The 20,420-nt window shown below is 39.2% G+C and carries 24 protein-coding genes, 1 tRNA gene and 1 pseudogene; 9 read left to right on the top strand and 17 right to left on the bottom strand.

The genetic code is table 11. From position 1 onward, the window contains the following. Positions 1–59: 59 nt before the first annotated feature. Positions 60–144: transfer RNA gene (locus tag PN450_RS20590), tRNA-Ser, on the top strand. A 16-nt stretch (positions 145–160) separates the two neighbouring features. On the opposite strand, the gene PN450_RS20585 is transcribed toward PN450_RS20590, so the two are convergent. Further along, on the bottom strand, positions 161–1,708 hold the full coding sequence (locus PN450_RS20585) for a protein kinase domain-containing protein (RefSeq protein WP_148762452.1): 1,548 nt from the start codon (positions 1,706–1,708) through the stop codon (positions 161–163). A gap of 94 nt (positions 1,709–1,802) precedes the next feature. Here PN450_RS20585 and PN450_RS20580 point away from each other — a divergent pair, with 94 nt between their 5' ends. The 4 genes from PN450_RS20580 (at position 1,803) to PN450_RS20565 (ending at position 5,772) form a co-directional block, all read left to right on the top strand. Further along, entirely contained in the window at positions 1,803–2,135 is a 333-nt protein-coding gene (locus PN450_RS20580) for a hypothetical protein (RefSeq protein ID WP_213710662.1), read from the top strand. Between the two features lie 60 nt (positions 2,136–2,195). Beyond that, positions 2,196–4,301, top strand: a complete 2,106-nt coding sequence (locus PN450_RS20575) for a pentapeptide repeat-containing protein (RefSeq protein WP_271837397.1) — start codon at positions 2,196–2,198, stop codon at positions 4,299–4,301. Between the two features lie 139 nt (positions 4,302–4,440). After that, on the top strand, positions 4,441–4,935 hold the full coding sequence (locus PN450_RS20570) for a hypothetical protein (RefSeq protein WP_271837396.1): 495 nt from the start codon (positions 4,441–4,443) through the stop codon (positions 4,933–4,935). 51 nt (positions 4,936–4,986) lie between these two features. Beyond that, complete coding sequence (locus tag PN450_RS20565; protein WP_271837395.1) at positions 4,987–5,772, top strand: ion transporter; 786 nt, start codon at positions 4,987–4,989, stop codon at positions 5,770–5,772. 109 nt (positions 5,773–5,881) lie between these two features. Here the strand turns inward: PN450_RS20565 and PN450_RS20560 are convergent, their stop codons facing one another. The 3 genes from PN450_RS20560 to PN450_RS20550 all read right to left on the bottom strand — a co-directional run bounded on the left by PN450_RS20560 (position 5,882) and on the right by PN450_RS20550 (position 9,388). Further along, the gene (locus PN450_RS20560; RefSeq protein WP_168694861.1) at positions 5,882–6,466 is read right to left on the bottom strand and encodes a Uma2 family endonuclease; all 585 of its coding nucleotides are present in this window, start codon (positions 6,464–6,466) and stop codon (positions 5,882–5,884) included. Between the two features lie 5 nt (positions 6,467–6,471). After that, positions 6,472–8,661 carry a lytic transglycosylase domain-containing protein gene (locus PN450_RS20555; RefSeq protein ID WP_271837394.1) on the bottom strand — a complete coding sequence of 730 codons (2,190 nt, stop codon included), beginning with the start codon at positions 8,659–8,661 and terminating at the stop codon, positions 6,472–6,474. A 217-nt stretch (positions 8,662–8,878) separates the two neighbouring features. Further along, entirely contained in the window at positions 8,879–9,388 is a 510-nt protein-coding gene (locus PN450_RS20550) for a hypothetical protein (protein ID WP_271837393.1), read from the bottom strand. A 177-nt stretch (positions 9,389–9,565) separates the two neighbouring features. Between PN450_RS20550 and PN450_RS20545 the strand changes: the two genes are divergently transcribed. From PN450_RS20545 to PN450_RS20530, 4 genes are all read left to right on the top strand, one after another. After that, the gene (locus PN450_RS20545) at positions 9,566–10,126 is read left to right on the top strand and encodes a hypothetical protein (protein WP_271837392.1); all 561 of its coding nucleotides are present in this window, start codon (positions 9,566–9,568) and stop codon (positions 10,124–10,126) included. A gap of 191 nt (positions 10,127–10,317) precedes the next feature. Beyond that, positions 10,318–10,542 carry a hypothetical protein gene (locus tag PN450_RS20540; RefSeq protein ID WP_271837391.1) on the top strand — a complete coding sequence of 75 codons (225 nt, stop codon included), beginning with the start codon at positions 10,318–10,320 and terminating at the stop codon, positions 10,540–10,542. A 58-nt stretch (positions 10,543–10,600) separates the two neighbouring features. Continuing rightward, positions 10,601–10,924 (top strand): DUF433 domain-containing protein, encoded by a 324-nt coding sequence (locus PN450_RS20535; RefSeq protein ID WP_148766892.1) that lies wholly within the window; start codon positions 10,601–10,603, stop codon positions 10,922–10,924. Further along, positions 10,908–11,243 carry a DUF5615 family PIN-like protein gene (locus tag PN450_RS20530; protein WP_148762470.1) on the top strand — a complete coding sequence of 112 codons (336 nt, stop codon included), beginning with the start codon at positions 10,908–10,910 and terminating at the stop codon, positions 11,241–11,243. The genes PN450_RS20535 and PN450_RS20530 overlap by 17 nt, the downstream gene beginning before the upstream one ends. Before the next feature lie 284 nt (positions 11,244–11,527). On the opposite strand, the gene PN450_RS20525 is transcribed toward PN450_RS20530, so the two are convergent. From PN450_RS20525 to PN450_RS24155, 13 genes and pseudogenes are all read right to left on the bottom strand, one after another. Continuing rightward, positions 11,528–11,779 carry a FeoA family protein gene (locus PN450_RS20525; protein ID WP_271837390.1) on the bottom strand — a complete coding sequence of 84 codons (252 nt, stop codon included), beginning with the start codon at positions 11,777–11,779 and terminating at the stop codon, positions 11,528–11,530. 110 nt (positions 11,780–11,889) lie between these two features. Continuing rightward, positions 11,890–12,189, bottom strand: a complete 300-nt coding sequence (locus PN450_RS20520; protein WP_015081336.1) for a 2Fe-2S iron-sulfur cluster-binding protein — start codon at positions 12,187–12,189, stop codon at positions 11,890–11,892. 105 nt (positions 12,190–12,294) lie between these two features. After that, positions 12,295–12,663 carry a HesB/IscA family protein gene (locus PN450_RS20515; RefSeq protein ID WP_015081335.1) on the bottom strand — a complete coding sequence of 123 codons (369 nt, stop codon included), beginning with the start codon at positions 12,661–12,663 and terminating at the stop codon, positions 12,295–12,297. Positions 12,664–12,725: 62 nt separating this feature from the next. After that, entirely contained in the window at positions 12,726–13,508 is a 783-nt protein-coding gene (locus tag PN450_RS20510) for a HesA/MoeB/ThiF family protein (protein ID WP_148762483.1), read from the bottom strand. Between the two features lie 10 nt (positions 13,509–13,518). Then, complete coding sequence (gene nifW / locus PN450_RS20505) at positions 13,519–13,836, bottom strand: nitrogenase-stabilizing/protective protein NifW (protein WP_015081333.1); 318 nt, start codon at positions 13,834–13,836, stop codon at positions 13,519–13,521. Beyond that, positions 13,833–14,033 carry a CCE_0567 family metalloprotein gene (locus tag PN450_RS20500; protein ID WP_015081332.1) on the bottom strand — a complete coding sequence of 67 codons (201 nt, stop codon included), beginning with the start codon at positions 14,031–14,033 and terminating at the stop codon, positions 13,833–13,835. The genes nifW and PN450_RS20500 overlap by 4 nt, the downstream gene beginning before the upstream one ends. Then, positions 14,023–14,172 (bottom strand): alpha/beta hydrolase, encoded by a 150-nt coding sequence (locus PN450_RS20495; protein ID WP_271837389.1) that lies wholly within the window; start codon positions 14,170–14,172, stop codon positions 14,023–14,025. The genes PN450_RS20500 and PN450_RS20495 overlap by 11 nt, the downstream gene beginning before the upstream one ends. Then, positions 14,159–14,635 carry a NifX-associated nitrogen fixation protein gene (locus tag PN450_RS20490; RefSeq protein ID WP_417033763.1) on the bottom strand — a complete coding sequence of 159 codons (477 nt, stop codon included), beginning with the start codon at positions 14,633–14,635 and terminating at the stop codon, positions 14,159–14,161. The genes PN450_RS20495 and PN450_RS20490 overlap by 14 nt, the downstream gene beginning before the upstream one ends. Next, a complete protein-coding gene (gene nifX / locus PN450_RS20485) occupies positions 14,632–15,051 on the bottom strand; it encodes a nitrogen fixation protein NifX (RefSeq protein WP_148762487.1) in 420 nt (139 codons plus the stop codon). Before nifX ends, PN450_RS20490 begins: the two co-directional genes overlap by 4 nt. A gap of 125 nt (positions 15,052–15,176) precedes the next feature. Beyond that, positions 15,177–16,505: a nitrogenase iron-molybdenum cofactor biosynthesis protein NifN gene (gene nifN, locus PN450_RS20480; protein ID WP_148762489.1), complete on the bottom strand. Its 1,329-nt coding sequence runs from the start codon at positions 16,503–16,505 to the stop codon at positions 15,177–15,179. A gap of 103 nt (positions 16,506–16,608) precedes the next feature. After that, on the bottom strand, positions 16,609–17,976 hold the full coding sequence (nifE, locus tag PN450_RS20475) for a nitrogenase iron-molybdenum cofactor biosynthesis protein NifE (protein WP_271837388.1): 1,368 nt from the start codon (positions 17,974–17,976) through the stop codon (positions 16,609–16,611). A gap of 575 nt (positions 17,977–18,551) precedes the next feature. After that, positions 18,552–20,087, bottom strand: a complete 1,536-nt coding sequence (gene nifK, locus PN450_RS20470; protein WP_271837387.1) for a nitrogenase molybdenum-iron protein subunit beta — start codon at positions 20,085–20,087, stop codon at positions 18,552–18,554. Between the two features lie 162 nt (positions 20,088–20,249). Further along, positions 20,250–20,402: pseudogene (locus tag PN450_RS24155) on the bottom strand (nitrogenase molybdenum-iron protein alpha chain); the annotation flags it as partial. Positions 20,403–20,420: the final 18 nt, after the last annotated feature.

Below are 20,420 nucleotides of genomic sequence, written 5' to 3'. Positions count from 1 at the left end.
AGTCCATCATTTTTATCTTGACAAACTACTCGTGAAGTTTTTATTTCACAGTTGATGTTGGAGAGGTGTCCGAGTGGTTGATGGTGACGCACTCGAAATGCGTTTTGGGGAAACTCAACGGGGGTTCGAATCCCCCCCTCTCCGTTGATGCAAATAATGATTATTGCGGCTTTTCTTCCTTTTGCTGCGGACTTTCCGGCACTTGATTTTGGTTTATTTCTACAGTTGGAACTACTACAGCCGAAGAATTTTCTGGTTGAGATTCCTGGGGTGGAGTGACTACGGGATTAGATTCCGGTGCAGTATTTTCTGCAGGTGGAGAAGCTTTCTGGGATTCTTTAGCGTCACGCAGGGTATCCATTAAGGATGGTGAAGAAGTCACAACCGGTGTTGATTTATTAATTGTAGTATTCGGGGTTGGAGTGGGCTGAGAGTTGTTATTCTCAGGGGCTTTTTCTTCATCACTACTATTATTAGTAGGGGTTGGTTCTGGGGAAACAGGAGTATTTTTGCGTTTTCTCCTGACTCTCAGTGGTACAGATTCATTAAAAGAGGAATTTTGAATTTTTTGATTTGGAGATGATGGTGATATTTCCACGACAGGTTTGGGTGGAATAGATTCGGAAGTAGATTGTTTAATAACTGGTTTAGGTGATGATTGTAAATTAGGTTTTGATAATATCCGCGTCATACTAAAACCTGCCGTAGCGGCAATTAAGGCAATACTAATGCTCACAATTCCCTTCGATACACCTGCTTTTTTGCCTGTATTTGCGACTTTTGGTGGTGTAGCAATAGGACGGGGAGTAGCTTTTTTGAGGAAATTTTTGGATTTTAAATCCGATAAATTAATAGTCTGTACTGCTTGAGTCGCTAAAGTTGATGATGTCACATTTAGCCCATTTCCCGGTAGTAGTTGCAGCCATTCTGCTACTGTTGTCGGACGAAACTGAGGTTCTACAGCCATTCCTCGGCTAACTGCTTGATTCACAGCCCCACTCAGATGAGGTTGTAATTCACGGGGAGAGGGCATTTTTTCCCGATCTCGCAGTAATGCAGGTATAGGAACTTGTGCAGTTAACAGTGCATATAAAGTCGCTGCTAAACCATAAACATCTGTAGCTGCTGTTCGTTGTGCTTGGGTTAGATACTGTTCAATGGGTGCATAACCTTCACTGACTAAACCTGTATGTGTCTGTTTTGCCCCGTTATTAAATTCTCTAGCAATGCCAAAATCAATTAGCACTACTTCCTGCGTTCCTTGACGCAAAATAATATTATCTGGTTTAATATCTCGGTGCAATAAACCATTATTATGTACAACCTGCAATGCTGCGCCTATTTGACGGATATAATGAATGGCTGTAGCTTCTGGTAGGGGTATTCCTGGTAAAACAAATGCTGCACCTAAGGTGTCTCCGCGAATGTATTCCATCACCATATAAGGTAAACTATCTTCCTCAAAAAAGTCACTTACCCGGACAATATGAGGATGAACACAAGCGGCTAATCTTTTAGCTTCATCTTGAAATTGGCGCTGGAACTTAGGGAAATCGGGATCTTGTCGCAACCTCTCATTGATAGTTTTCATCACCACTTCTTGACCTAAATAGTGGTGCATAGCTTTAAAGGTAACACCAAATCCGCCCCGCCCTATTTCCTGGAGGATGGTATATTTTCCATTCTGCAAAATTGTACCTGCTATCATAGGGTTTTTCAGTCATGAACTACCCCATCTTACTTCGTTGAAGATGGGGTTTCCACATCCCCTTAAATTCATTGATCATGATCAATAAAAATTTATGAACTCTCAACCAGAAGAAGATTTGCAGCGTCGTCTCCAAAATCTAGCAGCAGAAATTAAATCTGCTGGTGTTAATCCTCCGCAACCAGAAGCACAGACACCTCTGACAGGGTTTTCTCAATGGAACTTGTATTTACAAAGATCCAGAAATTGGTTTAATAGTTTATCAACAATTAAAAAGCTGGCAGTCACAGGTATTGTCATGTTGTTAACTGTTTGGATGGTGCAAACAGTATTTGCTCTAGTTGCTTCTGTTATTAGTCTAGCGATGTTGGCAGTGTTAGTGTATCTTGGATACAAATTTTTTATTGCTAATAGAAAGGCAAAATAAGCAATAGCCTATTTTAATCATGCCAATAGTCGCGTAAAAAAAATCACAGGTAATTATTCAATGGCAAATCCAATGATCGGCAAAAGTAGTAGTCAGTCTAGCCGCTCCAAAGAACCGAAGAAAGCTAAAATTACACCATTAGCAACCAGGCGTTTTGTGGCTTGGACGGTGGAAATCACCCTCCTTATTGCCAGTGGTTTAGTTCCTTATGCTTTGGGCGTGTATGTAAATTCTCGGAGTGAGATCCAGCGAGTTCCTCTTAACCCTGTTCTCGTAGTCACAGAAAAAGCGATCGCTAGACCCCTCGCATTACCTGTCAGTTACGGTATTCGCAACGTCGCTTGGCCGACTAATATCTTATGGGCATTAGCCCTATTATTACCCACCAGCTTCGGTGCTTGGCAATTATATTTATTAGCTAAAACTGGCAGCACCATTCCCAAACGGTGGTTTAGAGTGCGAGTAGTAACCGCAGCCGGAACAGCCCCAGGCTTAGGTGCAATCATAGTTAGAGAAGGATTAGGGCGTTGGACAGTACCAGTTTCTGCTGCTTATCTACTCTGGCGTTACAGCTTTATTTTCCCCAACTTAGCTCTGTTTACATCTTTAACGATGTTAATGATCCTAGCAGAGTCTAAGGGCTGGCCTGTCCAAAAGCATCGCCGCTCTTTCCATGATCAAATAGCAGGAACATACACAATAGATGCAACCAGCACGGTTAGTCATCCTGGGGAGCAGTCAACAATAAACGAAGCTGATGTAGATAGTGCTGCAACTCAAAAATCTAGTTCCACTCCAGTCCCCAAAAATAATTCTTATCTCAGTCTGTTTTTGGTAGGGCTGACTAGTATGATTGCTGTACTATCAACTTTAGTTGGTACACAAATCTATATCCAAACCCAAGAAAGCCAACGGAGAAGCGAACAAACTAATAGTCAAAAGTTTATCGAACTCATCAAAGCACTAAATCCCAGCAGCGGTGTTACTAATGAAGATCGACAAAGAGCAGTGTTAGCCTTGGGGACTATAGATGATAAACAATCCATCAAATTATTAATTGACTTATTAGTCAAGGAAACAGACCCCAAAACCCTGGATACTATTCAACAAGCTTTAACTAATACTGGTTTTAAAGCTATCCCGGAATTAAACCGGATGAATCAGTTTCTCGTGGAAGAACTAGCATCTATGGGTAAAAGTCCTAATTCGGACATTAGACAAAACCAGTTAATTCTGACTCAGCAGGTAATTAATAAAATTCTGGCTGTCTATAGTGGCAAAATTAACAATATTGACTTGAGTAAAGCTGAATTAGGTTCTCAAGCATCTGGGGGAAAGTCCTTATTTAACCTGGTATTAAACAACATTGATTTATCAGGAATTGTCTTGAAATCGGCAAATCTTAACCAAGCTAATTTCCAAGGTAGCCGTTTTCGCAGCGTCGGTGAAGATGGACGTTGGGATACTTACGATGATGTGATTGCAGATTTAAACAACGTCCAGTTAAAGGCAGCTAATTTAAGTAATACTAACTTGAGCCGTGTTTCCATGAGTCGGAGTGATTTAAGTCGGGCTAATCTCAACAAAGCCAACTTATCCTACACCCGCTTATTTGCTGCTAATCTCAGTAGTACCCAGTTAGTAGGTACAGATTTACGAAATGCGATTTTAGAAAATGCCAGCTTGATAAATGCAGATTTAAGCAATGCTAATTTAACAGAAGCAAATTTATATGCTGCTCGTTTAGTGCGTGTTTCTGCTATTGGGACACAATTAGCTTATGCAAATTTAACCAAAACTGATTGGCAAGGTGCAGATTTATCTGAAGCCTATTTAGATTATGCTAATCTCAGCGATGCTAACTTAACTGCTACTCGGCTGACTGGTGTTAGTTTGCGTTCCGCTAACTTAGAAAACGCCAATTTGCAAAATGCTGATTTAAGTCGGGCTGATTTACGAAAAGCAAATGTGGATGGAGCAAATTTTCAAGGTACAATCCTCTTTGCCGGTAAACAAAATCCCGCAGATCAGTTTGTGGAAACACCTGATATTGGTTCTCAAAATGCCTCAATCAAAGGAGTAGATTTTACTAAAGCTAAAAATTTAGATCCTCAACAATTGGCATTTATTTGTACTCAAGGTGGACTACATTCTCGTTGTCCATAATGGCATGAGGGGATGAGGCGCAACCCAACAAATGCGTTGGGTTTCATGCTTCAACCCAACCTACGAATCAAGGCTTTTTTCAATTTGGCGAAGGTATTGCTAAGTTATATTAAATACAGATTGTGTCAGGAGTAGGGTAATGAAGCATTTTCAGTGTTGGCTTGGGGTAATGGGAATGGGAACCGTTTTGAGTTTAGCTGTAAACTCTCAACCAGTAAAAGCTCAGGTAGCTTATGGTAGCTATGTTGGTATTGGTCCAACTGTGGGATTGACAGATGGTACGCAATTGGGTGGAGTCCTGGCTTTTCGTTACAAGTTACTAGAAACACCCATTTCTTTCCGCGCTCAAGCGTTAATTGGTAAAGGCACAGCCATAGTCCCGACTGTTTCCTATGACCTCCCTCTCAACTGGCAAACTGATGTTTATTTAGGTGCTGGTTTAGTCTTAACTAGTGGTGATACAGCTTCTCCTGTAGGTAATAAAATTAGCTTTGCTTTGCAACCAGGCATTGATTATGTTATTCCTAATAGTAATACTGTGATTTTTGGTAATGCTATTATTGCTTTTGATGCCTACCGGAATACTGGTGGTACAGCTTTATCTTTACAAGGTGGAGTTGGGTTAAGGTTTTAATTCGTCATTTGTCATTGGTAATAATTTTTTAATTTTTGAGTTCTTGAAAAGATGGTGCTGAACCGAGAAAAATTAGAGTTTTACTTAACAGACCTAGAAACTCCTGTAGGTAAGGTAATTAGTGTAACTATTGCTTTATTGGTTTTAGTATCTTCGGGAATTTTTGTCGCGGAAACCTATGATCTCTCTCAAGAAGCTCGCTGGCAGTTAAGAGGATTAGATGATTGCATATTAATGATTTTTGCTGGGGAATATTTACTCCGCTTATGGAGTACAAAAAATAGAATTAAATATATTCTGAGTTTTTATGCAATTATTGATTTAATCTCAATTTTGCCATCTTTTATCGGATTGGTAGATATTAGTTTTATTCGGTTATTCCGCTGGGTGAGAATTCTCCGTTTACTGAGATTTATTGATAAAAAATTTTTATTTGGTAGTATTAGTAATGAAGATAGTGTAATTTTTGCCAGAATATTATTTACTTTATTTGCTATAGTTTTTATTTTTTCTGGCTTCATTTATCAAGTTGAACATCCAGTTAATCCTCAGAATTTTGATACTTTTTTAGATGCCTTTTATTTCTCTGTTGTCACAATGACAACGGTGGGATTTGGTGATGTGATTCCCATTTCTGAATTAGGTCGGTTACTGACAGTATTGATGATTTTAACAGGAGTGGCTCTGATTCCGTGGCAAATTGGCGACTTAATTAGACGATTGGTAAAAACTGCAAATCAGGTGGAAACTGTTTGTCAAGGGTGCGGTTTAGCGTTTCATGATACAGATGCTGGATTTTGTAAAAGGTGTGGTAAACAATTGATAATTGATAATTGAAAATTGTCGTCATAGCAAGAGGCAAGAGGCAAGAGGCAAGAGTAAAGAAATTTTCAGCGATTTTACATTTCTTTACACAGTTTGGTTTTATTGTGTTCACCTACTTAGGTCAATTTTCTCCAGTAGGAGATTCAAAATTCACATCTTCATAGACATCTTCTATCGGACAGTGAAAATCTACACTTGCTAAATGCACATTTTCCCCTTGTCCATAACTGTAAAATCCCCACTGTCCCTCGGAATTACGCCGGAAAATTTCGACATTTACCCGCGTTTGACTTATCAACACATATTCCTGAAGTGATTCTAAATTTCGATAGTCAGCAAATTTATCACCTCTATCAAAGGCTTCTGTTGTGGGAGATAAAACTTCGATAATTAAACAGGGATAACGCAAAAAGTTATTAAAGGCTTTATCTTTTTGGTCGCAACTGACTATGACATCAGGATAGTAATAGGTATTAATTGATTCAATATGTGCCTTGGTATCGGCAATGTAAGCTTGACAGCCACGGCCACGCAGATGATTTCTCAGCATAGCAAAGACGTTGCCAGTAATAATTACATGAGTATTACTAGCCCCTGCCATTGCGTACACTTCTCCGTCTCTGTATTCATGCTTAATAGGGCTGGTTTCTTCCCCTTGGAGATATTCGACGGGGGAAAGATAGTTATAGCTGGGAGTTGCAATCATAGATATCAATTTGGTGGTAATTTGGGGTGTGCTTCCGAGTATTTACTGACTGTAGCAGAAACTTCTGGGTTATAAAGTCGCAGATAATTCCAATAATTACCAAAAACTTGCCGAACATAATTTTTAGTTTCATCAAAAGGAATTCCTTCCACAAACTCATCTGGATCTTGTTTAGGGATGGTTTGCAACCATTTGGCAACGTTACCAGGTCCGGCATTATAACTAGCGATCGCTAACATGGAATTATTGCCGTACTGTTGATGGGTATAATCTAAATACCAAGTCCCCAACATAATGTTATCGCTGGGATTTTCTAGATTGATTTTTTTAAAATCTAAACCGATTTGTGGGGCTATCCATGCCCCTGTACTGGGCATAATTTGCATTAAACCAGTTGCACCGACGGGGGATTTAGCTTTCGCCTGAAAGCGAGATTCTTGGCGCATTAAAGCCGTAACTAACAGGGGATTAAGTTGCCGGGAAGTAGACCATTTTTCAATTTCTTTAAAATAAGGAAAGGGATAACGGGCTTGCCAATAAATAGCTTGTTGACTTAAAGCTGCATATTCGGCTTTTTCAGCGGGTGTTTCTCGGTCTTCTAATTTAGCAATTTTGTCAATACCAATGAGATATTCACCTTTAGTTAATTTCATCAACCCTTCGGTAAATTGTTCCGCGACACTAGGCTGATTTTTATTTTTAAATTCTGTTTCCCATTGCAACCAGGCATCACGATCTTGCCCCAGCAAATACAATTCATGAAAAGTCTCAGAACCCGCTGGTGGAACAGGACGTTGCGGGGGGATAATTGCCGGATTCATCACGCGCAGATTGTTAAAATCTCCCACATTTAAACCCAAAATACTCGCAGAACGCCAGGCATAATAAGAGTAAGGAAATTCACTAATTACAGACTTATAAGCAGTAATAGCTTCCTGTTGCTTGCCTAGTGTCGTTGCCCATTTACCTACCCAAAATCCGGCTCTAGGGGCTAAAATACTAGTTTTGTTATTAATAGTAATTGGTTGCGCCCATTGCCACGCACCTAGATAGTCGTTGTTTTTAGCTTTAGTTTGGGCAATTTTCCAGCGAAATTCAGCGGCTTCATCACTGCTACTATATTTACCTAGTAATAATTTCCATGTTGTGTTAGCTGATTGATTATCTTTGAGACTATCCAGCAAAGTCCCTTTTTTAACTAATGCTTGAGGTGCTTGGTCAGGAAATTGACTAATTACTTGGTCGAGATAGGTAATAGAGTCTTTACCCTTAGCAATGTCGGACAATCTTAATAGGGCTATAGCTGTTTCTTTGGCTGTGGGAAACTTTTGTAGTAGTTGTTTATAAACTGCAATGGCTTGATCTTGTTCTTTATTTAATTGTAATCCTCTGGCGATGCGGTAGAGGTTGGTAGCGGTTTTTGGTGCTTGAATATAAGCATTTTTAGCTTTGGTAAATTCATTGTTATCCCAATAGACTGAACCAATCAGTTCCCAATCTGCGGGTTTGAGTTGTGGCTGTTTTATTAACTGATTTAATACACCCACAATTCCTGGTTCGTCAGCGGCGTATTTAGCTAAGATTAATTGTAACTTAGGCTGATTAGGATTATCTTTTAAGCGTTTGCGGATAATTTCCCAAGTGAGGGGATGGGAGGGAAATTGAGCGATCGCTTGATCAGACAATTTTGGTTGAGCGATCGCATATATAGCTTTAACTGCGGCTGCTTCTTTACCATATTCCTTTAACACCCTGCGGCGCAAATCGGAAGCTTGCTTATCTTCGCCCAAAATATCATGAGCCTGGGCTTGTTTAAGTAAAATATAAGGTGCTAATACAGGATAATCTTTTTCCAGTCCTGTCAATAAACTCAGGGCTTTTTTCCCTTGAGAGGTTTCTACGTAATCACAAGAGAGCAGATAACGGGCGCGTTCCCGATCTGGGGAACTACCTGTTTGGGCAATTTCCGTGAGTTTTGTTAATCTTTCTGGTACAGATTGAGACAATAGAGAAAATACAACTGACTTAACTTTGGTAGCCTCAGATAGTTTTTCCGGCTTACCCTGACTCAAGTTCAACCATTGACTCACGGTTTTGCCAACTTGGGGGGCTGACACCATTGCCCCGGCTAAAAAGGCACATAGTCCAGCGCCCGCAAGTAGATAAATTTGTGTTTTCTGTAGTTTTTTGAACATTTATACTCACTGATTGCCTAGTGTCTCACGGAGAAAGTTGGCGATTAATCTTCTGGCAACTTTATCATTAGGGTAACATCCCTGACCAATTTTTACGGCTATGATGCAGGACTTTCCGCCTATTTGGATAAATATAATCTCTCTTCGAGTTTGTGGCAACGGGTCGAAATGGCAAGCAGTTATTATGGCGTTAATATTTTATGTACACTACTATTGGTCAATTATCTGATTCCACTTGTTTAATTACCTCTAAAGGTAACTCTAATACCTCTGCAATTTGCTTATCATTTAAGCCGAAATACCTTAATTTACTAATTTTTTCTATCTGAGTTTTATTCTGATCTTTTTGCTTTAGTTTAGAATTACCAGCATGACTTTTATCTGGTTTAGTTTTAGGTTGTTTAGAACCAATATTTATACAGCCAATTATATTTTGATTAATACTTTTATCACCTAAAAAAAGATTCACATTTCCCTGTCGTTCTAGAACTGATTTAAGATTACTTTTATCAACTGGTTCATCAAAAATATCAGATAACATTTTTAAAAGTTCGTAACCTACATCTTTTGCATGACCCGCGCTACAACCACAATTTTCGGCAATATCAGCATACTTTTGATGCTTTAGTGTCCCCTCAATAACTCCACGCTGCAAGTCATTGAGATGATTGCCTGTGTTGAGATAGACAGCCTCATCCACAAGTTGTAGTAGTTCGTTAACCTGCATGGCTAAAAATGTAACGCGACACAAGTAATGATAGCAGACTTTATCCGTATATTTCCGCTATTTTCCGTCTGTTTGTAATTTTTTTTTGCAATCCGCTTTTTTCCGCTTTTCAGGTTTGGGTAAGTGGTGTAGTTTCGGTAAAGATAAACGTTAAGTCAATTTTACGATAAGCCACTTATGCCAGCAAATAAGAATAATACACGGAATGCAATTATTGGTACAGTAATTACCGTAATAGGAACAATTATTGTGGCATTGATAAACAAACCTCCTGTTATTGATCCTCCACCTTTAATACCCAAAGGGGGAGAGACAGGAACTACCAGAATAATAATAAATCAAAAAATACATAATCCGGTAGGAACTCATGAAGGATACGCAATAGTCAAAACTAATAATGGTAATGGAGTAAAACTATCAGTTGCAGTCAGTAGTATACCACAAAATATCGAACGTAGTCAATATAAACTGGTTGCATTTGCAAAATATAGTGATAATCCCAACTGGACTTCACAAGGATGTGAAAGTTTATCGAGCGAACCAGTTATTTTCGATCTGGCTCTCTGGAATGACCCAAAAGGCGATAAAAGTTACTATAAATCTATGACAATCCTTTCTTCAAACTTCAATGATAGTGATTGCAAGGCTAAAGATTATAAATTAGATGATTTGAAAGGTTTTGTATCCCGACAGAGTGATACTCTAACTTTTTATAGAGATGATTCTGCTAACAATTAGGATAGTGTAATTTCATCAATTTTGGAGTAATCTTAACGTGGGTTTGGCACACCAACTAATAAAGAAGTAAAATAAAATAATGTTGATGTGACGTAACCCACCCTACAGTTATCATTGCTCTCTGGGGTGGTAGATTAGCTAAAAATATGACATAATTAAAAATATAATTAACCTAAAAAGGATTATTAATAATGACAGTAGTTAACTTACAAATTCCCTTTGAATCATTAATTGCGGCAATTTCATCTCTCAATTTAGAAGAAAAGCATAAACTTTTGCAATTTCTAGAAGAACAACTTTCAGAAAATGAAGAAGATTTAATAGAACAAAATCCCCAAATTATTTCCGAAATTGCAGAAGCTCGTCAAGCTTATCAAAATGGCGACTATCAAACAATTCAAGAATATAAAAAATAAACTTAAATTATCAGATTTTAGTGATATAATTAGAGTAAATAATTCTCTTGATAATAGTATGTCCGTTAACGTAATCAAAGAACATATTGAAATCACTCCTGGTATTTGTGGAGGAAAACCTCGTATTGCTGGACATCGGATTCGAGTTCAGGATATTGTAATTTGGCATGAACAAATGGGAATGTCTCCTGATGAAATTCTCTACCATTATCCTAGTATTACCTTGTCTGATGTCTATGCTGCTTTAGCATACTATCATGATCATCGGGAAGAAATTAGGCAACAAATATCAGAATCAGAGGCTTTAATCCAAGAAATTCAAGCACAAACTCCTTCGATTCTGCAACAAAAACTGAAAAAACGCAATGATAGAGAGAATTAAATTTCATTTAGATGAAAGTGTTAGTAATGCGATCGCGTTAGGTTTACATCGTCGAGGAATCAATGTTACGACAACGTCAGAAACCGGATTAATGGGTGTATCAGACAGAGAACAAATTGCTTTTGCTTTATCTGAAAATCGGATATTGATTACTCATGATGATGATTTTGTTATTCTTCATCGTAGCGGTATAACTCATGCAGGAATTACGTATTGTGATCAGAAACGCCGTTCAATTGGTGAAATTTTAAATACTTTAATTCTGATTTGGGAAACACTTGAACCAGGAGATATGAAAAATCAACTTGAATTTTTGTGAAAATTAAATTGCTTTTGATTCCAACACAGTCAACCACTATTCAAATAATTGAGCTAGGCATTCATCGCAGGTAAAATTAAAATGGTTCTCAATATCACATAAAATGGCACTAAGAGTCCCAATTTTAATTGGACTATGATTAAGAATAGTAATGTGATGTTCACCATTTTCTTGAGTTGTCAATCGAATAGTTTAAGTCTATAAATTTAAATTCTGTATTAAATACTATACAGAATTTTGGTGCTAAAAATCATAATTTAAACAAAAGTTAATAATCAATCCTTTCACCCCTCAATCACTCGCACATAAATAGCCCGTGCTATTTCCCGATCTATAGTCATAGATAAACTACCACATTTAATCACAAAAGTAGGAAATTGCTGTTCTACAGTAATCGTATTCCCTGTTTTAATGCCCATTAATATCAGCTTTTTTCTAATTATCTCATCTTGACTTTGACAAACAGTAACTATCCCACAATCTCCTGCTTTCATCAATTCTAAAGAACAACCCATAATAGTAAAAGGAGTAAACATTGAATTATCAAAATAAAAAGCGAAAATTGAAATGATGAAAGATGATAAACATCCTCCATCATTGTGAAAGTTAGAGGGTTTAGCATTGCTAAACCCCTACAGATATTGTATTAAGCAAGATAAGGTTCTTGGTGAGTCTTGATTGTAGAGTTAGACCGAGGATAGGTAACACATAATAGAGCGAATCCTTTGCCTATTTGCTCATCATCTAGGAAGGATTGATCGTCTTGATTGATTTCACCTTCAACAACCTTACCTACACAGCTAGAACAAGCACCGGAGTGACAGGAGAAAGGTAATTCAATCCCAGCTTCGTCTGCTGCATCTAGAATTGTGGTGTCTTCGTCACATTCAATTGTGGTATCGAAGTCTTCTTTTTTGCTGATCAATCTTACTTGGTAGGTCGCCATTTTTTAATTCTCCTCAAACGTGAATGAAGTGAGTTTTTGAGTTAGTTAAGTTTCCCCGGCTGAGTTCAAAATTCAAAATGAAAGGCTTATTTTTTGAACTTTGAACTATTGGCCGCAAGGTACACCAGTGGGAGTACCATCATCTGTTTTAAAAGACTTGCCACAACCGCAGGTATCAGTTGCATTGGGATTGGAAAACTTGAAACCGCTGTCCATTACTCCCTCAACAAAATCAACTACCACACCTGCTAATAACGGCGCACTTTTAGCATCAACGTAAATCAACACATTTCCTTGTTGAGATACGACATCATCCGGTTGGGGCTTACTGGTAATTTCGATGCCATACTCGTAGCCACTGCAACCACCGTCTTTAACGGAGATGCGGACACCCTTTTTAGCGTCTTCGGTTGCAGAACCTTTTAAAAATGCCCGCAGACGAAATTCAGCCTTTTCTGTTAAAGTAACAGTCATTTTGTTTCCTATTCTGTAGCGAATATTCTGATTTGGAATGTGGATTTGAAAAAAGAGGTACTTTATACCGTTGCAGTTTGAGATTGGGAATATCTCCAAGGGGCAGTATTACCGCAAACTGGACAATTGCGATCGCGGTGAGAACGGCGTTTAGCAAATTCCATTCGGTTCAAATCAATCGTCAGCAACTCTGACAACAGCGGTTGACTAAAACCAGTAATCAGCTTCACAGCTTCCAAAGCCGTCAAACAAGCCAAAGTCCCAGAAACCGCCCCCAGCACAGAAAAACCGCGCCGATCCCAATCAGGCTTTTCTGGAAACAGACAGGATAAACAAGGCGTAACACCAGGAATAATCGTGGTGAGGTAAGCCTCCATTCCATCCATAGCCGCCTCTACCATGGGCTTACGCCAGCGGACACAGGCTGCATTTAACAAATTGCGTTCAGTGAAATTGTGAGCGCAATCCAAAGCCATATCCGCCGACTGCACCAACTCATCCACATTTTCTGCGGTAATGTAATCGTGAACTACATCCACTTGGACATCGGGATTGATGGCTTTAAGTGTTTCTTGGGCTTTAAATACTCTAGGTTTACCCACCCAGTCGTCAGTCATCAAAACCTGACGATTCATATCATCCAGCCGCAAATCTCCACCCCGGACTAGGATTAGCCGCCCAACGCCTGCTACTGCTAGGTAAAGCGCCGCCGTACCACCTAATCCACCCACACCCGACACCAAAACAGTCGCTGATTTCAGGCGCTTTTGAGCTAATTCGCCAAAATTAGGCAGCATCATTTGGCGACTATAGCGTTCCAATTCGGTAGGCGTTAGGTTGATCACTTTTTAACTCCTAATCTGAGGTGATTTCTGTCAGGGTGACAACATTTTTTCGCTTATCATTAAACACCTTGAACAGCTTTTGTTCATGGGGTGTAGATTCTATAAACACCTGATAAGCTTGTTGCAAGGCTGTGCAATATTTCTCTAATCTTTCTTCGTCACTTATCTGAGGATAAGTATCATCAATTTGACTCATGAACTGAGAAAACTTTTTCAAAATATGTAAACGATTGACATTTACAAATTTTTGGTCATAGGGCAGATTAAAGAAGATGAAAAATTCTTCTGCATCTACTAACTTCTTGAATTCATCAATATTGGTACTCATTTAGAATTCTCCATTTTTTTGAGTTGTTGCTTGAGTCCATCTAACTGACAGTAGATTTCGTAAGTTTCCGCAGCAACATCCATTAGTTTGTGGTAGTCTGTGGGCAAACCTTCCGCTAAATCATGCAGATCCATTTTCATTTGACCTGCTTTACTATTTAGCTTTTTGATCTTGGTGGTGATTTCCTCAATTGTCATTGGTAATTGGTAATTGGTGATTGGTGATTGGTGATTGGTAATTGGTAATTGGTAATTGGTAATTGGTAATTGGTAATTTCTGCCCAGTCCCCAATACCCAGTCCCCAGTCCCCAGTCCCCAATTATTAAAGATTTCCAACTTCGGGGAAACGCTTGGCTAAATCAATGCCTTTTTCCACAAACTTTGCGCCTTCTTCGTCCAATTTCTCGAAGGAATCAAAACCAAAACGATGGGCATCACGTAAGGTTTTTACAGTTAATAATAAGCGTCCAGAAAATATTAAAGCCCAGCCAAAACCCTCATGTCCTAATTCCACAACCACATTAGAAATGAGTCCGGTTTCCTTTTCAATACTGGATGCTATCGCTCGAAAAAAAGCATTTATTCGGGAAATAGTTGCGGGATCAATTTCACCTTCTACGGAAATTTCCCGTTTCTTTTGTTTAGTAAGAATATAGGGTTTGAGGATTAATTCATCAGTCCAACTCCGGTAAAAACCATAACTATCTTGCGCCCGGATTTGTTGAACTAATGATTTATGGAAAGGAGTTAAAACTACCTCTGAATTGTTACCAGTTCCATTCACATCATTTGTACTCATAATGTTGCTTCGTTCTCAAGTTCTTCAGCAAAACTAAGTTTTTTCTGTCCTAAAGCTTTCCGTAACCAAGGTGGAGGATTACCCTTGAGAGTTTTGACTAATTTGTTGAGAATATCTTCAATTTTTTCCTCTTCAGATTTAGCCTTAACTGGAGTTACGCTCTTTTTAATTAAACGAGCGGCTGCACTACCACCAATAGCGACAACATAAACAATTGTGCAATCATTCAGTGCTTGTAGTTTGGGGGTAATTTTATCTTCATTACCATCTTCCTTCAAATCACCTTCAAACTTGAGAGTTTCAACGAATTCATATCCGTTATCGGAAATTTCATAAACATCAATTTCCTTAGCCCAACCAAAGTGAGCATTAACATGAATTCGGTCAGTTGTCGTAAAAGCAATTTTCACTTTCATTTGTCCTTTGTTGGTTGTCAGTTGTCAGTTGTTGGTGGTCGGTTGTCATACTAATTATTCTGAATTAAGATGAACGAACCACAGAGGCACAGAGGACACAGAGATAGAAAAAATGGTATCAGGTGTTATTTGTTGATTACTGATGACCATTGGTTCATCATTGATGATTCTTCTTGTTCTATGAATAGGTTTCCCATACCAAAAAGAAGCTCGATAGTACCGCGATAGCCTACTTTGGTAAATAGACCATTTCCTAATCGGTCATAAATGGGAATACCTAAACGATAGAGCGGAATAGAAAGGCGTTTAGAGATGGTATTCACGTGGGAATTACCAATCAATAAATCAGAACCTTGCGCCAAGTTTTCAAAATCCTCTAAATCACCAATGGTGACATTATTGATAGGAAGTAGTTCAAGTAATGGAGAACGAGTTGTGGTGACAGCATTGTGAATTTCTGCCCCCATTGATTGCAAAAATCCCACCATTGTCCACAACAAATCCGGTTCTAAAGCTAAAGATACTCGTTTTCCACTAAAATAAAAGTGAGTATCTAACATTGCGTCTTGCAATTGACGACGTTGACGACGATATTTTTCAGGAACGGGATTTCCACTTAATAAAGATAACTTTTGCAGAAATTTATCTACAGGTTCTAATCCTGTTAAATCTCTGAATACTTGATAGTTAGTTCCAAACCGTTCCTCTAAAATTTTCGCCGCCCCTAACATACTTTCACCTAATGCTAAGGTAAAAGCCGAACTACCAAGAGAACGTAATTGTTTGAGAGTTGTGCCACTAGCAGTTATAGCAGTATAACCATCTTCCAAATGTCCATCTAAAGAAGCTCCCAAATCAGGTACAAATATTGGTTCTAGACCGAAAGCTGTTACCATTTCTCGAACTTCTTGGACATCTCCAGGAGTGAGCGCAGCACCAGCTAAAATGGTGATTTGTTCGGGTTTAATTCCCCCTGCTTTGGGAATTTCTTTAACTATACTTTCTACCGCAACTGCAAAACCGTCTTGTAATGCACCTTTAAAATCAGGAGTAGGAGCAAAAATAATGGCTAAATGATTAAGTTCAGGGTGACGTTCTCGAATATCTTTCAAGAACATTTCAATATCATCACCTCTAGTTTCTGTTAAACCAGTGGTACACAAACCAATAATTTCCGGTTGTACCTTTTCCACCAAAGTGAGAATAGCTTGCTCCACATTTTCCTCACCACCCAAAATAGTAGTAACTTCCGTCATTGCAGTAGTAGCAAGAGGAATAGCTTCCCGAAAATGTCGAACCAAAACCACCTTTGCAAACGCCGTACAACCCTGAGAACCATGAAATAAAGGCATAGTTCCCTTCAACCCCAAAAAAGCCAAAGAAGCGCCTAAAGCCTGACTTTGTTTGAGGGGGTTTACAGTCAGAGACTTTTCTGGAACAATTGCGATCGCCATAATAACTATAATCTCAATAATCTCAAAGTATTTCTTCCTTTGCGTCTTTGCTCCTTTGCACCTTTGCGCGAAACAAAAACAAGATGTGTGCTGTAATTTTCAATTATTCCCAAGGAGCAGGCTTCCGAATTTGCTCCCAAACGGGGCTATATAAAGCCTCAGTCAACTCCCGTGCCATTTCCACCATGCCCACATAACCGGCATAAGGATGATGACGTTCTTGGTTAATATCTAAAAAGGGAACTCTCGCTTTGAGAGCAGTATATTGATTTCTACCGCCAGCAATAAGCATATCTGCGTTAGTTTCTTCAATTAATTTCAGGAGTTCTGTAGCGTTCCCCTTCTCCAACATAATGCCATCATTACCCAACAAATTTTTGATTTTCGCTTTATCTTCTTCTGTACTTTTACGGGTACTTGTGGCCACAACTTCAATTCCCAAATCCTTCGCAGCAGAAATAATTGACCAACTTTTCACACCACCAGTATAGAGAACAACTCGCTTTCCTTTCAACTTGGCTCGATAGGGAGCAAGAGCAACATCCAAAGCCGCAGTTTCTTCAGCAATGAGTTTTTCTGTGCGTTTCTGCAAATCAGCATCACCTAATTTAGCAGCTACAGTTCGCAGACAACGGTTAATATCTTTAATTCCATAAAATGACTCTTCAATGTAGGGAATTCCGTAACGTTCCTCCATTTTTCGCGCCATATTTAAGAGCGCTCGTGAGCAGATCATCACATTTAATTTAGCCCGGTGAGCATAACGCACTTCTTCATAACGAGCATCACCAGTAATTTTCGATAAAACCCGAATTCCTAACTTTTCAAATAAAGGTAAAACCCCCCACATTTCCCCAGCAATATTATATTCACCTATTAAATTAATATCATAGGGTGTGGTATATTCAGGTTCGGCAGTTCCCACTACATATTCTAGTAAAGATTCACCACCAAAGCGATTACCTAAATTTTTACTGCCAATAAATCCGGGAGCAATCACAGGAATTACCGGAGTACCAATTTTTTCGGCTGCTACCTTACAAACTGCATCAATATCATCACCAATTAAGGCTGTAACGCAGGTAGCATAAACAAAAATCGCCGCAGGTTTGTAATTTTCATTAACTTCTAAAATCGCCTGATAAAGCTTTTTCTCACCACCGAAAATTACATCATTTTCACCCACATCGGTAGTAAAACCTGTCTTATAAAGCATTGGTCCAGAAGACAGACTACCACGACTTCCCCAGGAATTGCCAGCGCAAGCGATCGGACCATGTACCAAGTGAGCAGCATCGGTAATAGGAACTAAAGCAATCATCGCCCCATCAAAGGCACAACCACCTTGAGCCGCACCTGGTTGAGCTTGTTGGGTACAAGATTTGCTTTTCTTTTCTCCCTGTTTCTGTTGATTATGTTCGCATCCTGATTCACTCAGAAGTTCGTTAATTTTGCTTTGGGTGACTTTCATTTTTATTCTGGGGCTAGATGGAGTTTACAACCATGACAAATCTTGCTTAAAGTTAATCATCAAGATGATGACTTCGAGAAAAATATTGCAAATTAATAAAAATTATTTGTGGAACTATTTACAGCATTATCTATTTCTGGGTTTGTGTCTCTACAGAAAAGATCATAGAAACTTGCTGTAATAGAGAATAAGTGAGAAATATCTCACAAATAATTTAGGATTACCACAGGATATATTAAATATAATAATTCTAATTCCCCGAAAATAACCAAGTTTTTATACTTAGTTTGGATTGATTTATAGATTTTCTGCAAAATCTGATTAACTTAATATTTACACAGATAAACTTTCAAAAAAGATATGTATTTATCTGTATTTTCTAGGGGTGGGATTTTCATAACATTTGGTTTTGCAAGAGAAAAGAGAAAAAATTAATTCATCTGCGTTTATCTGCGTTTATCTGCGTTTAATTATTAAGAACTGGAGATAGGGGATAGGATGTTAGGTAAATTGCCTAAGTCCCAATCCCCTTTGTTTATTGACGAGGATGGGGAAACCCCACCCTACAGACATTCTTAACGAATTAAGTCGTAGGAAATGTCGGTCTTACCAGCAACATTGGTGCTGCGGTCAATTTCTTCAAAGACTGTGTTAACAATCCAGTTCAACAGGTTGATTATACCTTTGTAACCAACAGTTGCATAACGGTGGTAGTGGTGACGGTCCATGATAGGATAACCGATTCTTACCAAAGGTACACCACAATCGCGCCACAGGTACTTACCGTAGGAGTTACCAATCAATAGGTCTACGGGTTCGGTGAATAACAAGGAGCGTAAGTGCCACAAGTCTTTACCACCCCAGATTTTAGCGGACTTACCGAAGGTGCTAGAATCTAACAATGCTTGCAATTCTTTCTCGAATACTTCATTGGTGTTGTGAACCAAGATGTGTACTGGTTCAGCACCCATTTCTAACATGAAACCAACTACGCTGTAAACTAAGTCAGGATCACCGTAGATAGCGAAACGCTTACCATGTAACCAAGCATGGGAGTCGGTCATTGCGTCAACCGCACGACCACGTTCGATTTCTAACTCTTCAGGAATAGCCTTACCAGTCATTTCGCTGAGTTTCATCAAGAACTCGTCAGTTCCCTTGATACCCCAAGGACGAGCAACACTAACGTCTTGATTCCATTCCTTAGCAATGTATTCGCGGGTCTTGGTGGTAGAGTAAGCTTGAAGAGCAATAGTAGCCTTAGCGTTGATGGAATCTGCTGCATCTTCCAACTTAGTACCACCTGGATACATATTGTATTCACCATCACAAGGTGAATCAACATAATCACTGTTGTCAGATAACAAGGTGTAGTCAATACCCATTAAAGAAGCAATCCGCTTAATTTCGCGGTTGTTTTCTACGTAGGTATCAAAACCAGGGATAAAGTTGATTTTACCGTTGCTCTTGGCTGTCTTTTTACCTACGGTTAAGGTAGAAAGAATTCCCTTCATCATGTTGTCGTAACCAGTGATGTGAGAACCAACGAAGCTAGGTGTGTGAGCAAAAGGTACGGGGAAATCTTGAGGAACAGAACCAGCTTCTTTAGCATTACCGATAAATGACTGTAAGTCATCACCGATAACTTCTGCCATACAGGTGGTGCAGACAGCGATCATTTTTGGCTTGTACAAGCTGTAGGAGTTAGCCAAACCATCAATCATGTTTTGCAAACCACCGAACACAGCCGCGTCTTCTGTCATGGAAGAAGAAACACCAGCAAATGGTTCTTTGTAGTGACGGGTTAAGTGGGTACGGAAGTAAGCCACACAACCTTGAGAACCTTGAACGAAGGGAAGAGTACCTTCAAAACCTACAGCCGCAAACATAGCACCTAAAGGTTGACAACCCTTAGCTGGGTTAACGGTTAAAGCTGTCCGTTCAAAGTTCTTTTCCCGGTATTCCCAGCTTTTTGTCCATTCGGAAACACGTTGTACTTCTGCGTCGGTGTGACCGTTTTCAAACTGTTTCTTGTTTTCAAACAGTTGTTGGTATTCTGGCTGGTGGAATAACTCAACGTGGTCCTGAATCTTATTGGGATCTTGAGGCATTTCTATATCTCCAAGCTTGCTGTGTATTATGTTTGCGTTCGGTGGAGAGTGGGGAACGGGCCTCAAAATTCAGAATGCAAAATCCAAAACAATGAAATTTTTAATTTTGAATCTTGAATTCCCAACTCTCCTGGGGTAAAACCCCAGACTATCTTTTGTTCCCTAGACGGCAGCCTTAGCTTTAGCCTTAGCTTGAGCTTTCTTGTTCCAGGGAGCGCCGATTAATCCCCAGGTTGGGCTGTTCAGAGCTAAATCCATGTCACGAGCGAAGATTGCGAATCCGTCGTAACCGTGATAAGGTCCGGAGTATTTATATTGCTGGTTTAATAGCTT

Source organism: Dolichospermum lemmermannii CS-548 (assembly GCF_028330815.1).
GTDB classification, from domain to species: Bacteria; Cyanobacteriota; Cyanobacteriia; order Cyanobacteriales; family Nostocaceae; genus Dolichospermum; species Dolichospermum lemmermannii.
Note: the sequence above shows the minus strand (reverse complement) of the source record. Positions and strands in the feature narration are given on the sequence as shown.

Excerpts from the sequence above, each read along its gene's own strand:
- PN450_RS20585 (WP_148762452.1), bottom strand. The coding sequence starts at position 1,708 with ATGATAGCAGGTACAATTTTGCAGAATGGAAAATATACCATCCTCCAG.
- PN450_RS20580 (WP_213710662.1), top strand. The coding sequence starts at position 1,803 with ATGAACTCTCAACCAGAAGAAGATTTGCAGCGTCGTCTCCAAAATCTA.
- PN450_RS20575 (WP_271837397.1), top strand. The coding sequence starts at position 2,196 with ATGGCAAATCCAATGATCGGCAAAAGTAGTAGTCAGTCTAGCCGCTCC.
- PN450_RS20570 (WP_271837396.1), top strand. The coding sequence starts at position 4,441 with ATGAAGCATTTTCAGTGTTGGCTTGGGGTAATGGGAATGGGAACCGTT.
- PN450_RS20565 (WP_271837395.1), top strand. The coding sequence starts at position 4,987 with ATGGTGCTGAACCGAGAAAAATTAGAGTTTTACTTAACAGACCTAGAA.
- PN450_RS20560 (WP_168694861.1), bottom strand. The coding sequence starts at position 6,466 with ATGATTGCAACTCCCAGCTATAACTATCTTTCCCCCGTCGAATATCTC.
- PN450_RS20555 (WP_271837394.1), bottom strand. The coding sequence starts at position 8,661 with ATGTTCAAAAAACTACAGAAAACACAAATTTATCTACTTGCGGGCGCT.
- PN450_RS20550 (WP_271837393.1), bottom strand. The coding sequence starts at position 9,388 with ATGCAGGTTAACGAACTACTACAACTTGTGGATGAGGCTGTCTATCTC.
- PN450_RS20545 (WP_271837392.1), top strand. The coding sequence starts at position 9,566 with ATGCCAGCAAATAAGAATAATACACGGAATGCAATTATTGGTACAGTA.
- PN450_RS20540 (WP_271837391.1), top strand. The coding sequence starts at position 10,318 with ATGACAGTAGTTAACTTACAAATTCCCTTTGAATCATTAATTGCGGCA.
- PN450_RS20535 (WP_148766892.1), top strand. The coding sequence starts at position 10,601 with ATGTCCGTTAACGTAATCAAAGAACATATTGAAATCACTCCTGGTATT.
- PN450_RS20530 (WP_148762470.1), top strand. The coding sequence starts at position 10,908 with ATGATAGAGAGAATTAAATTTCATTTAGATGAAAGTGTTAGTAATGCG.
- PN450_RS20525 (WP_271837390.1), bottom strand. The coding sequence starts at position 11,779 with ATGTTTACTCCTTTTACTATTATGGGTTGTTCTTTAGAATTGATGAAA.
- PN450_RS20520 (WP_015081336.1), bottom strand. The coding sequence starts at position 12,189 with ATGGCGACCTACCAAGTAAGATTGATCAGCAAAAAAGAAGACTTCGAT.
- PN450_RS20515 (WP_015081335.1), bottom strand. The coding sequence starts at position 12,663 with ATGACTGTTACTTTAACAGAAAAGGCTGAATTTCGTCTGCGGGCATTT.
- nifW (WP_015081333.1), bottom strand. The coding sequence starts at position 13,836 with ATGAGTACCAATATTGATGAATTCAAGAAGTTAGTAGATGCAGAAGAA.
- PN450_RS20500 (WP_015081332.1), bottom strand. The coding sequence starts at position 14,033 with ATGACAATTGAGGAAATCACCACCAAGATCAAAAAGCTAAATAGTAAA.
- PN450_RS20490 (WP_417033763.1), bottom strand. The coding sequence starts at position 14,635 with ATGAGTACAAATGATGTGAATGGAACTGGTAACAATTCAGAGGTAGTT.
- nifX (WP_148762487.1), bottom strand. The coding sequence starts at position 15,051 with ATGAAAGTGAAAATTGCTTTTACGACAACTGACCGAATTCATGTTAAT.
- nifN (WP_148762489.1), bottom strand. The coding sequence starts at position 16,505 with ATGGCGATCGCAATTGTTCCAGAAAAGTCTCTGACTGTAAACCCCCTC.
- nifE (WP_271837388.1), bottom strand. The coding sequence starts at position 17,976 with ATGAAAGTCACCCAAAGCAAAATTAACGAACTTCTGAGTGAATCAGGA.
- nifK (WP_271837387.1), bottom strand. The coding sequence starts at position 20,087 with ATGCCTCAAGATCCCAATAAGATTCAGGACCACGTTGAGTTATTCCAC.